This is a genomic window from Nocardioides sp. Leaf285, assembly GCF_001422955.1.
Taxonomy (GTDB): Bacteria; Actinomycetota; Actinomycetes; order Propionibacteriales; family Nocardioidaceae; genus Nocardioides; species Nocardioides kribbensis.
This window is the reverse complement of sequence record NZ_LMNH01000003.1, coordinates 74242-85859: the sequence shown is the minus strand read 5'-3', so window position 1 is coordinate 85859 and position 11618 is coordinate 74242. Positions and strand designations below refer to the sequence as shown.

The 11618-nt window shown below is 72.9% G+C and carries 9 protein-coding genes; 2 read left to right on the top strand and 7 right to left on the bottom strand.

Going from position 1 to position 11618, the window contains the following annotated elements; genetic code table 11:
- Positions 1 to 98 precede the first annotated feature (98 nt).
- Entirely contained in the window at positions 99 to 1082 is a 984-nt protein-coding gene (locus ASF47_RS08890) for a LacI family DNA-binding transcriptional regulator (protein ID WP_056863686.1), read from the top strand.
- 3 nt (positions 1083 to 1085) lie between these two features.
- On the opposite strand, the gene ASF47_RS08885 is transcribed toward ASF47_RS08890, so the two are convergent.
- The 4 genes from ASF47_RS08885 to ASF47_RS08870 form a co-directional block, all read right to left on the bottom strand.
- On the bottom strand, positions 1086 to 3134 hold the full coding sequence (locus ASF47_RS08885) for a beta-galactosidase (protein ID WP_056863685.1): 2049 nt from the start codon (positions 3132 to 3134) through the stop codon (positions 1086 to 1088).
- Between the two features lie 115 nt (positions 3135 to 3249).
- Complete coding sequence (locus ASF47_RS08880) at positions 3250 to 4593, bottom strand: ABC transporter substrate-binding protein (protein ID WP_056863684.1); 1344 nt, start codon at positions 4591 to 4593, stop codon at positions 3250 to 3252.
- Between the two features lie 107 nt (positions 4594 to 4700).
- A complete protein-coding gene (locus ASF47_RS08875; RefSeq protein WP_056863683.1) occupies positions 4701 to 5678 on the bottom strand; it encodes a carbohydrate ABC transporter permease in 978 nt (325 codons plus the stop codon).
- A 1-nt stretch (position 5679) separates the two neighbouring features.
- Complete coding sequence (locus ASF47_RS08870; RefSeq protein WP_056863682.1) at positions 5680 to 6582, bottom strand: carbohydrate ABC transporter permease; 903 nt, start codon at positions 6580 to 6582, stop codon at positions 5680 to 5682.
- A gap of 154 nt (positions 6583 to 6736) precedes the next feature.
- Between ASF47_RS08870 and ASF47_RS08865 the strand changes: the two genes are divergently transcribed.
- Entirely contained in the window at positions 6737 to 7159 is a 423-nt protein-coding gene (locus ASF47_RS08865; RefSeq protein ID WP_056863681.1) for a hypothetical protein, read from the top strand.
- On the opposite strand, the gene kdpC is transcribed toward ASF47_RS08865, so the two are convergent.
- The 3 genes from kdpC to kdpA are packed head-to-tail and all read right to left on the bottom strand — an operon-like array spanning position 7135 to position 11470.
- A complete protein-coding gene (gene kdpC, locus ASF47_RS08860) occupies positions 7135 to 7794 on the bottom strand; it encodes a potassium-transporting ATPase subunit KdpC (RefSeq protein WP_056863680.1) in 660 nt (219 codons plus the stop codon). The genes ASF47_RS08865 and kdpC overlap by 25 nt on opposite strands.
- A gap of 11 nt (positions 7795 to 7805) precedes the next feature.
- Positions 7806 to 9809, bottom strand: a complete 2004-nt coding sequence (gene kdpB, locus ASF47_RS08855; RefSeq protein WP_056863679.1) for a potassium-transporting ATPase subunit KdpB — start codon at positions 9807 to 9809, stop codon at positions 7806 to 7808.
- Complete coding sequence (gene kdpA / locus ASF47_RS08850) at positions 9806 to 11470, bottom strand: potassium-transporting ATPase subunit KdpA (protein WP_056863678.1); 1665 nt, start codon at positions 11468 to 11470, stop codon at positions 9806 to 9808. Before kdpA ends, kdpB begins: the two co-directional genes overlap by 4 nt.
- Between the last annotated feature and the right edge of the window lie 148 nt (positions 11471 to 11618).

Here is an 11618-nt window from a genome sequence, read left to right as displayed (position 1 = left end):
CCCGGCAGGCGAGGATCGTGGTGGCGCCACCACCACCGAGAGCAGGCCCGTTGACCACCACCGAACCCCCTCCCCCGGCCCCGCACCGGCGCGTGTCCATGGCCGACGTCGCCAAGCTCGCCGGCGTCTCGGCGCAGACGGTCTCGCGGGTCTCCAACGGGGCCGGCGACGTCGTCGACGCCACCCGCGAGCGGGTCCTGCGGGCGATGGACGAGCTCGGCTACCGGCCCAACGGTGCCGCGCGGGCCCTCAAGCGGGGCGAGTTCCGCACGATCGGCGTCGTGCTCTTCACGCTGTCGACCACCGGCAACATGCGCACGCTCGAGGGCATCGCCGACTCCGCCGCCGAGCAGGGCTACGCGATCACGCTCCTCCCCGTGGCCCCCACCCAGGCCAAGGTGGCCGGCGCCTTCGACCGGCTCAGCGAGCTCGCGGTCGACGGCGTCATCGCCATCATGGAGGTGCACCTGCTCGACACCGCCCAGGCCGTGCTCCCGCCCGGCATGACCATGGTCGTGGTCGACTCCGGCGGCACCGACCGCCACTCCGTCGTCGACACCGACCAGCACCTCGGTGCCCGGCAGGCCGTGCAGCACCTGCTCGACCTCGGCCACGAGACCGTGTGGCACGTCGCCGGCCCCGAGGCCTCCTACGCCGGGGAGAGCCGCTGCGAGGCGTGGCGCACGACCCTCGAGGCGGCCGGCCGCACGGCCCCGCCCCTGCTGCGCGGCGACTGGAGCGCGGAGTCGGGCTACGCGGCGGGCCAGCGGCTGGCCGGCGAGCCGGGCTGCACGGCGGTGTTCGCCGCCAACGACCAGATGGCCCTCGGTCTGCTCCGCGCCTTCCACGAGGCCGGCCGTCGCGTGCCGCAGGACGTCAGCGTCGTCGGCTTCGACGACGTGCCCGACGCGGCGAGCTACATCCCCCCGCTCACCACGGTGCGACAGGACTTCGCCGGCGTCGGGCGCCACTCGGTGGCCGGGGTGCTGGCCCAGCTGCGCGACCGGCGCACCCCGCCCACCACGGTGCTGGTGCCCACCGAGCTCGTCGTGCGCGCGAGCACCGCTCCCCCGCCCGGCTGAGGCTCAGTCGGCGCTGCGCACGACGACCACCTCGCGCGGGGCGATCACCAGCCGGTCGGAGGCGGGGGCGGCGCCGTCGATCACCTCGCCGGCCGGGGCCGGGAGCTCGACGTAGCCGTCGGTGCGGTTGACGAGGAAGCGGTACTGCTCGCCCTCGCGCTCACGACGGATCAGCTCCACCGCGCCGCGCGCCTCCTCGGGCAGCTCGGAGACCACGCCCGCGTCGCGGGCCAGGTCGGCCAGCACCGGCGCGACGCCGCTCGCGCCCAGCCGGGTCCCGACGTACGACGCGGAGCCCGCACCGACCGGGCGGCGGGTCACGGCGGGCGAGCCGGCGTGCACGCCGTCCTTGTAGCGCACGCGCACCTCGACGGCCGGGTCGACGAGGTCGACGCCGTCGGCCCACACCGAGCCCGCCGTGCCGTTGTCGAGGTCGACGCTCGTGCCGGGCTCCAGCGGGCCGAACTCCTCGATCCGCAGGCCGAGCAGGTCGCGCAGCGCGCCGGGGTAGCCACCGAGCCAGACGTGGTCGTGCTCGTCGACGACCCCGGAGAAGTAGGTGGTCACCAGGTGGCCGCCGCCGGCGACGTAGGCCTCGAGCCGCTCGGCCAGGGCCGCCGGCACGACGTGCAGCACCGGTGCCACGACCAGGGCGTAGCCCGACAGGTCGGCGGCCAGGGGCACGACGTCGGCGCGCAGCCCCAGGTCGAGGCAGGCGGAGTACCAGTCGAGCGCTTCTTGGCGGTAGCGCAGCTCCTGGGTGGGCGTGCCGCTGCCCTCGGCGGCCCACCAGGAGTCCCAGTCGAAGACGATGGCGATGTCGGCGGGGCGCCGGCTGCTTCCCACGACCGGCGACAGGGCGGCCAGGCGCACGCCGAGCTCCTGCACGGTGCGGTGCAGGGCGGTGCCGGTGCCGGCGTGGGGCAGCATCGCGGAGTGGTACTTCTCGGCGCCGCCCTGCGACTGGCGCCACTGGAAGTAGCAGACCGCGTCGGCGCCGTGGCCGACGTGGGTGAGCGAGTCGCGCACGAGGTGGCCGGGGCGCTTGGGGACGTTGACCGACTTCCAGTTGACCGCGCTGGTGGAGTGCTCCATGAGGAACCACGGGCGGCCGCCGGCGATGCCGCCGGTGAGGTTGGCCGAGAAGGACAGCTCGTCGAGCGGGCGCTCGCCGTCCTGCACGTAGTGGTCGTTGGAGACGAAGTCGACGTCGGCGGCCCAGGCGGCGTAGTCCATGCCGCGCGTCTCCCCCATCACCATGAAATTGGTGGTCACCGGCACGTCGGGGGTGATCGCGACCAGCACGTCGCGCTCCGCGCGCAGGTGCTCGGCGAGGGCGTCGGAGGAGAAGCGCTGGAAGTCCAGGCGCTGGGTGGGGTTGATGAAGGAGCCGTGGCCGGCGAAGCGCGGCGGCAGCACCTCCTCCCACGCGCCGTAGCGCTGCGACCAGAAGCTGGTGGCCCAGGCGTGGTTGAGGGCCTCGACGCTGCCGTAGCGCGCCTGGAGCCAGGTGCGGAAGGCGCGCGCGGCGTCGTCGGAGTAGTCGTGGACGTTGTGGCAGCCCAGCTCGTTGCTCACGTGCCAGGCGGCCAGGGCGGGGTGCTCGGCGTAGCGCTCGGCCACGGCGCGCACCAGGCGCAGCGCGTGCTCGCGGAAGACCGGCGAGGTCGGGCGCCAGTGCTGGCGGGCCCCGGGCCACACGGTGTGGCCCTCGAAGCTCACCGGCAGCACCTCGGGGTGCAGGGTGGTCAGCCACGGCGGCGGCGAGGCGGTGGCGGTGGCCAGGTCGACGGCGATGTCGTGGACGTGCATGAGGTCCATGACCTCATCGAGCCAGGCGAAGTCGAAGCGGTCGGGCGCCGGCTGGAGCCGGGCCCAGGAGAAGATCGCGACCGACACGACGTTGACCCCCGCGCCGCGCATCGCGGCGACGTCCTCGGCCCACACCTCCCGCGGCCACTGCTCGGGGTTGTAGTCGGCGCCGAAGGCCATGCGCGGCTCGTCGGGCCGGGTGGGCCAGCGCAGCCAGCGGTGGGAGGTCGGGGCGGTCATGGTGCGTGCTCCTCGGAGGAAGGGACCGTCGGTACGACGGGACCGGGCCGGGCCGGTCCCGTCGCACCGACGGGGGTGGGGCGGGGTGCTGCGGTGCAGCGAGGGGCGGGTCCGGTCAGGAGACGGAGAAGCCCTGCTGCTCGCCGTACTCGGTCATCTGCTCCTGCCAGGCGGCGAGGCCGTCGGCGAGGGGCTCGTCGGAGACGTAGGCCTGGCCGACGGTGTCGTTGAAGATGCTGTTGGCGTAGACCTGGAACGGCAGGTAGGACCAGCCCTCGGCGACCTGGCCGGCCGACTCGGAGAGCACCTCGTTGACCTTCTGGTCGCCGAAGTACGGGAACTCCTTGCCGACGAACTCGTCGGACTCGATCTCCGCGACGGTGGCGGGGAAGGCGCCGCCGTCGACGCGGGTCTGCACACCGTCCTCGACGTTGGCGTACTCCAGGAAGGCGTAGGCCAGCTCCTTCTCCTGGGCGTCGGTCGGGATGGTCAGCGAGGAGCCGCCGTTCTCGGCGGTGGTCTCGGCGCCGGCCTCCCACTGCGGCATCGGCGCGACGCGCCAGTCGCCCTTGCCGTCGGGGGCACCGGACTCGAGGTTGGCCGGCATCCAGGCGCCGGTGACCAGGGTGGCCACGGTGCCGTCGTTGAGGCCGGAGAACCACTCGTCGCTCCACGAGCTGATCGGGGCGAGGAGCTCCTCGTCGATCATGGTCTGCCAGGTGTCGGCGTAGGTCTGCGCGCCCTCGTCGGAGAACTCGATGGTGACGTCCTCGCCCTCGGAGGCGAACGGCTGGGCCCCGGCCTGCCACATGAGGCTGGTCGCGAAGCCGGCGTCGCCGGTGTCGTTGGTGATGTAGACGTCGGGGTCGGCGGCCTGGAGGTCGCGACCGGCCTGCATGAACTCCTCCCAGGTGGTCGGCACCTCGATGCCGTACTCCTCGAAGACCTCCTGGTTGTAGAACATCGCCATCGGGCCGGAGTCCATGGGCAGGCCGTAGATGCCGTCGTTCTGCTGCACCGAGGACCAGGGGCCGGGGGTGAAGGTGTCCTCGAGGTCGGCGGCGCCGAACCCACTCAGCTCGCTCACGCTGCCGGCCAGGGAGAACTGCGGCAGGGCGTAGTACTCGACCTGGGCGACGTCGGGCACGCCCTTGCCGGCCGAGACCGCGTTCTGCAGGGCGGTGTACTGGTCGTTGCCGGTGCCGGCGTTGACCAGCTCGACGTCGACGTTGGGGTACTCCGCCTCGAAGTCGCTGACGACCTTCTCCAGGGTGGGCTCCCACGCCCACACGGTGAGGGTGCCGCCCTCCTCGAGCGCGGCGTCGACGGCGTCGGCGGAGACCTGCTCCCCGCCGGAGGCGGAGTCGTCCCCCGAGCCGCAGGCGCTCAGGCTGAGCGCCCCGACGGCGGCGACGGCGACCGCTCCGAGCCAGCGGTTGCGTCGGTTCGTGTTCTTCATGGTGTGGGTGGTCCTCTCGGATCGTGCCTGCCCTGGACGGTGCGTCCCGGGGGGATCGGTGGGGTGGTGCGGGTGGTGGTGCGGGGTGGTGGGGCGCGGGTGCGCGCTCACTCCTTGACGGAGCCGGCGGCCAGGCCCGACTGCCAGTAGCGCTGGAGCAGCAGGAAGACGGCGACCAGCGGCAGGATGGTGACCACCGAGCCGGTGATGACGAGGTTGAAGACGGCCTCGCTGCCCGCGGTGGACGCCTGGGCGTTCCACGCGTTGAGCCCGAGGGTGAGGGGGTACCAGTCGGGGTCCTTGAGCATGATCAGCGGCAGGAAGTAGTTGTTCCAGGTCGCGACCATGGTGAAGAGCAGCACGGTGACGACGCCCGGCATGAGCAGCGGCAGGCAGATCTGCCAGAACACCCGGAACTCCGAGGCGCCGTCGACGCGCGCGGCCTCCATGAGCTCGGTGGGGATGGCGTCGGTGGCGAAGGTCCACATCAGGTAGAGGCCGAAGGGCGAGATGAGCGAGGGGATGATCACCGCCCACGGTGTGTTGGTGAGCCCCATCTGGCTGAACATCAGGAAGGTCGGCACCGCCAGCGCCGTGCCCGGCACCGCGACGGCCCCGATGACGACGGCGAAGACCGCCTTCTTGCCCGGGAAGTCGAAACGCGCCAGGGCGTAGCCGCCCAGCACCGCCAGCGCGGTGGCGCCGCCGGCGCCGAGCACGACGTAGAGCAGCGTGTTGAGCAGCCAGCGCAGGAAGATGCCGTCGTCGTAGGTGAAGGTCTCGGTGAGGTTGGACCACAGCGAGAAGTCGTCGGAGAACCACAGCCCGAAGGAGGTGAAGAGGTCGCCCTGGGTCTTGGTGGCGTTGATGACCAGCCACAGCAGGGGCACCAGGCTGTAGACGAGCACGATGCCGGTGAGGGCGGTCAGCAGCGGGCTGCGCCGGGCGCGGCGCTCGGCGGGGGCCCCGGTCACCGGGACGCCGCCGCGGCGGGCGCCGGAGCGGCTGGAGCGCAGGCGGGGGTCCGGGCGGACGGGGGCCGCGCCACGGTCGGGCGGGGTGGGGGCCAGGGGCGTGGTAGTCACGTCAGAGCTCCTTGCGCATGCCGCGCAGCTGCACGACGTAGGCGATGACCATGGTCACCAGGCCCATCACGATCGCGACGGTGGCGGAGTAGTTGTACTGCTGGCCCGAGAAGGACAGCGAGTAGGCGTAGAGGTTGGGCGTGAAGTCGGTGGTGATCGCGTTGGGCGCCAGGCTCTGCAGGATGCTCGGCTCGTTGAAGAGCTGGAAGCTGCCGATGATCGAGAAGATCGTCGCCACCACGAGCGCCCCGCGGATGGCGGGCAGCTTGATCGAGGTGATCACCCGCCACTCGCTGGCCCCGTCGATGGAGGCGGCCTCGTAGAGGCTGGTGGGGATGGTGCGCAGGGCGGCGAAGAAGATCAGCATGTTGTAGCCGACGAACTCCCAGGTCACGATGTTGCCGATGGAGGCCAGCACCCAGGTGGGGCTGAGCGGGTCGGGCAGCGAGGTGCCGAGGGCGTCGTTGACGTTGCCGACCAGGCCGAAGCGGTCGCCGTACATGAAGCCCCACATGAGCGAGGCGACGACGGCGGGCACGGCGTAGGGCAGGAAGATCGAGATCCGGAAGAACGACGCGCCGTAGAGACGCCCGCTGTCGATGGCCAGCGCCACCAGCAGCGCGAGCAGCAGCATCACCGGCACCTGCACGACCAGGAAGAGGCCGACGCGGGTGAGCGACTCCCAGAAGGCGTCGTCGCCGAGCACCTGGGTGTAGTTGTCGAGCCCGACGAACGACGTGCCGCCGATGAGCTGGTCGCGGAAGAGGCTGAGGTAGACCGAGTAGACGATCGGAGCCAGGAACACCAGCGCGAAGACCGCGACGAACGGCGCCAGGAAGCCCCAGCCCGTCCACCGGCGGCGGTTGCGCGGGGCACGGTCTGCGATCGGTTGCTGGACCGCCATCGGCCTGCCTCCTCGGGGTGTCGCGGATGTGATGTTTGCGTAAACATCGCGTTGTGAGGATGGTTACATCCCGCCCCGGCGTCCGTCAACGCCCCGACCGTCACTTCCTCGCCCGGGACTCGTTGGACAGGTCTCCGCCCCTGAGGAGCCACCTGTGTCCAGCACCCCGACCAGCCCGCTCGTCGACCCCGCCCTGCTGCAGCACTGCCGCCGCTCGGCCGAGGCCGGCTTCCCCTTCCGCGTGCGCACGCCCGCGGTCGCGGCGACCCTGCTCCTCCAAGGGCTGGCCACCCGCGACGCGAGCGACCCGCTGCTGCTCACCGGGCTCCCGCTCGCGCTCACCTGGGCCCCGCCGGCTCGCGACCCGCTGCCGCTGCGACCCACGGCTGCGTCCGCCGCCCCCGACCGCCCGCGGCGCTGCGCGAGCGGTCACCACCTCTCCCCCGTCGCCGCCGAGGTCACCGGGGTCCGTCAGCGGGGGGCCGCCGACGTCCTCGGCGGCGAGCGGGTCGAGCTGTGCGCCCGCTGCGCCTCGATGCTCGCCGACGCGGGCTACTTCACCGCCCGGCCAGCCTGAGGGCCCGGCACCGCCGGGATCTCCAGCCCCGCCGCGTCCACGACGGCGAGGTTGAGCCCGAGCACGTCGACGCGGGGCTCGCCGAGCACGCCGAGCGTGCGACCGGCGGTGTGCTCGGCCACCAGGTCGCGCACCCTCGCCTCCGGCAGGCCGCTGGCCGCGGCGACGCGCGGCACCTGCAGGGCGGCGTACCGCGGCGAGATGTCGGGGTCGAGCCCGGAGGCCGACGCGGTGACCGCGTCGGGCGGGACGTCGGCGACGTCGACGCCCTCGCGGGCGGCGACCTCGGCCTGCCGCTCGGCGATGAGGTCGAGCAGCTCGGGGCTCTCGGGGCCGAGGTTGGAGCCGTAGGTCGCGAGCATGTCGTAGCCCTCGCCGGCGGCCGAGGGCCGGGGCCGGAAGAGCCGGTCGTCGTCGACGAGCTGTCCGACGAGGGCGGAGCCCGCGGCCTCGTCGGGGTCGGTGGTGCGCTCCCCCTCGACGCTCACCAGCGAGCCGTCGGCCCGCCAGGGGAAGGCGACCTGGGCGACACCGGTGACCAGCAGGGGGTAGGCCACGCCGAGCAGCAGCGTGGCGGCGAGCAGCACGCGCAGGCCGGCGAGGCTCTGGCGGGAGAAGGCGAGCAGGGTCTTCACGCGGGGTCCTCTCAGAGACCGGGGACGAGGGAGACGAGGAGGTCGAGCAGCTTGATCCCGACGAAGGGGGCGACCAGGCCGCCGACGCCGTAGAGCAGCAGGTTGCGCCGCAGCAGGTCGGCGGCCGACGACGGCCGGTAGGCGACCCCGCGCAGCGCCAGCGGCACCAGCGCGACGATGACCAGGGCGTTGAACACGACGGCCGACACGATCGCCGACTCCGGGCTGCTCAGGCGCATCACGTTGAGCACCTCCAGCTGCGGGAAGGCGACCACGAACATCGCCGGCAGGATCGCGAAGTACTTCGCCACGTCGTTGGCGATCGAGAAGGTGGTCAGCGCCCCGCGGGTGATGAGCAGCTGCTTGCCGATCTCCACGACCTCGATCAGCTTGGTGGGGTCGGAGTCGAGGTCGACCATGTTGCCGGCCTCCTTGGCCGCGGTCGTGCCGGTGTTCATCGCCACCCCGACGTCGGCCTGGGCCAGCGCAGGTGCGTCGTTGGTGCCGTCGCCGCACATCGCGACCATCCGGCCGCCCTGCTGCTCGCGGCGGATGAGCGCGAGCTTCTCCTCGGGCGTGGCCTCGGCGAGCACGTCGTCGACGCCGGCCTCCCGGGCGATCGCGTGGGCGGTCACCGCGTTGTCGCCGGTCACCATCACCGTGCGGATGCCCATGGCGCGCAGCTCCGCGAAGCGCTCGCGCATGCCGTCCTTGACGACGTCCTTGAGGTGCACCACCCCGAGCAGGCGGGCCGGCCCGTCGCCGACGCGCTCGGCGACCACCAGCGGCGTGCCGCCGCTCGCGCTCACCTCCTGCACGGCGGCGTCGACCTCCGGGGAGGCCGCACCCCCGCCGTCGAGCACCCACCGCGACGTGGCCGAGGCGGCTCCCTTGCGCACGCTGCGACCGTCGAGGTCCAGCCCGCTCATCCGGGTCGTGGCGCTGAACTCCACCAGCGACGCTCCCGCCGGCACCCCGTCGTACGTCGAGCCCACGAGGTCGACGATGCTGCGCCCCTCGGGGGTCTCGTCGGCCAGGGAGGCGAGGAGCGCGGCCTCGGCCAGCTCCGCGTCCGAGACGCCGCCGGCCGGGAGCAGCGCGCTGGCGCGCCGGTTGCCGTGGGTGATGGTGCCGGTCTTGTCGAGCAGCAGCACGTCGACGTCCCCGGCCGCCTCCACGGCGCGCCCGCTCATGGCCAGCACGTTGCGTCGCACGAGCCGGTCCATGCCGGCGATGCCGATGGCGGAGAGCAGGGCCCCGATGGTCGTGGGGATCAGGCACACCAGCAGCGCCACGAGCACCACCACCGACTGGTCGGCGTCGCTGTGGTCGGCGATGAGGTAGAGGGTCGCGCACACCACGACGAAGACGATGGTCAGCGCCCCCAGCAGCACGCCGAGCGCGATCTCGTTGGGGGTGCGCTGGCGCTGCGAGCCCTCGACCAGGGCGATCATCCGGTCGACGAACGACTGCCCCGGCGCGGAGGTGATGCGCACCACGATGCGGTCGGAGAGCACCGTGGTGCCGCCGGTGACGGCGCACCGGTCGCCCCCGGACTCCCGGATCACCGGGGCCGACTCCCCGGTCACGGCCGACTCGTCGACCGAGGCGACACCCTCGACGACGTCCCCGTCACCGGGGATCCGCTCCCCCGCCTCCACCACGACGAGGTCGCCGACGCGCAGCGAGGTGCTCGACACCTGCTCCTCCTCGCCGCGGCGGTCCAGGCGACGTGCGGTGGTCTCCTGCTGCAGCGCCCGCAGGCTCGCGGCCTGGGCCTTGCCCCGGCCCTCGGCCACCGACTCGGCGAGGTTGCCGAAGAGCACGGTGAGCCACAGCCAGAGCGAGACGAGGACCGCCAGTGCGCTGGGGTCGAGGACGCTGAGCACGGTGGTCGTCACGGCCCCGACCTCCACGACGAGCATGACCGGGGTGGCGAGGAGGAGACGCGGGTCGAGCTTGCGCAGGGCGCCGGGCAGCGCCGCGCTGACGGTCGTCAGCAGGGAGGTGGTCACGAGAGGGACTCCACGATCGGGCCGAGCACGAGCACGGGCACGTAGGTCAGACCGACCAGGACCAGGGCGACGCCGGCGAGCAGGGTGACGAAGAGGGGACGGTGGGTCGGCAGCGTGCCGGCCCCGGGCGGTCGTGGGTGCTGCTCGGCGAAGCGACCGGCGAGCGCCAGCACCAGCACGATCGGGACGAAGCGGCCCAGCAGCATGCACAGGCCGAGCAGGGTGTTCCAGAACGGCGTGCCCGACGTCAGCCCACCGAAGGCGCTGCCGTTGTTGTTGCTCGCCGACGTCACGGCGTAGACCGCCTCCGTCAGCCCGTGGGGGCCGCCCTCCTGCAGCCCGGCCAGACCGGCCGGAGCGGTGAGGGCCACGGCGCTGCCGACGAGGACGAGCACGGGGGTGGTGAGCACGTAGCCCGCCACCAGCACGATCTCGCGCTGGCCGATGCGCTTGCCGACGTACTCCGGTGTGCGACCCACCATCAGACCGCTGAGGAAGACGGTCACGACGGCGAGCATCAGCATGCCGTAGAGCCCCGACCCGACACCGCCGGGCGAGATCTCGCCGAGCATCATGTTGAAGAGGGCGATGCCCCCGCCGGGGGCGGTGAGCGAGTCGTGCATGGCGTTGACCGCACCGGTCGAGGTGCCGGTCGTGACGGCCGCCCACAGGGCCGACCCGGCGGTGCCGAAGCGGACCTCCTTGCCCTCCAGCGCTCCGCCGGCGAGCTCGGGCGCGGAGCCGGGCCCGGCCATCTCGGCCCAGGTCAGCAGCGCCACCGAGGTCGTGAGCAGCAGGGCCATGACCGCCACCACGGCGCCGCCCTGACGGCGGTCGCGCACGAGGTGGCCGAAGGCCCAGGCCATCGCGAAGGGCACCAGCAGCATCAGGTACGTCTCGAGCAGGTTGCTGGCCGGCGACGGGTTCTCGAAGGGGTGGGCGGAGTTGACGTTGTAGAAGCCGCCGCCGTTGGTGCCGAGCTGCTTGATCGCCTCCTGGCTGGCCACCGGCCCGCCGGTGATCTCCTGGGTGGCGCCGCTCAGCGTGGTCACGGCGTGGGGCTCGGCGAGGTTCTGCACCGCCCCGAGCGCCACGAGCAGCAGCGCGGAGAGCAGCGCGATCGGCAGCAGCACCCGTACGACGCTGCGCACGAGGTCGGTCCAGAAGTTGCCGACCCGACCGTCGCGGCCGCTGCGGGCCAGGCCGCGCGCCAGGGCCGCCGCGACGGCCATGCCGACCCCGGCGGAGACGAAGTTCTGCACCGTCAGGCCGGCCATCTGCATCGTGTGGCCCAGGGCGGCCTCGCCGGAGTACCACTGCCAGTTGGTGTTGGTGACGAAGCTGACCGCGGTGTTCCAGGCACCGTCGGCGGGCAGCGCCGGGAAGCCGAGGGACAGCGGCAGGTGCTGCTGGAGGCGCCCGAGGGCGTAGAGCCCGAGCACCCCGACCATCGAGAAGCCGAGCACCGACAGGGCGTAGGTGCGCCAGTGCTGGTCGGCGTCGGGGTCCAGGCGCAGGCCGCGGTAGACCGCGGCCTCGACGCGCAGGTGGCGCGGGGAGAGGTACATCAGGGCCAGCCGGCGCCCCAGGACGGGCACGGTCAGCGCGAGCAGCGCGGCGAGGAGGAGGACCTGGCCGAGCGCGGGGCCGAGGGCGCTCACCGCAGTGCGCCGACGAGAAGCGTCAGCAGGAGGAAGGAGACCAGGGTCAGCAGGAGGAAGGCGAGATCGGGCACTCCCCCTGTCTAGGGCCGCCGCACCGTCCCGCCGGCGGGTCTTGACGCTTCCCTGACGCCCTGCGGACCGGCGT

Excerpts from the sequence above, each read along its gene's own strand:
- ASF47_RS08890 (WP_056863686.1), top strand. The coding sequence starts at position 99 with ATGGCCGACGTCGCCAAGCTCGCCGGCGTCTCGGCGCAGACGGTCTCG.
- ASF47_RS08885 (WP_056863685.1), bottom strand. The coding sequence starts at position 3,134 with ATGACCGCCCCGACCTCCCACCGCTGGCTGCGCTGGCCCACCCGGCCC.
- ASF47_RS08880 (WP_056863684.1), bottom strand. The coding sequence starts at position 4,593 with ATGAAGAACACGAACCGACGCAACCGCTGGCTCGGAGCGGTCGCCGTC.
- ASF47_RS08870 (WP_056863682.1), bottom strand. The coding sequence starts at position 6,582 with ATGGCGGTCCAGCAACCGATCGCAGACCGTGCCCCGCGCAACCGCCGC.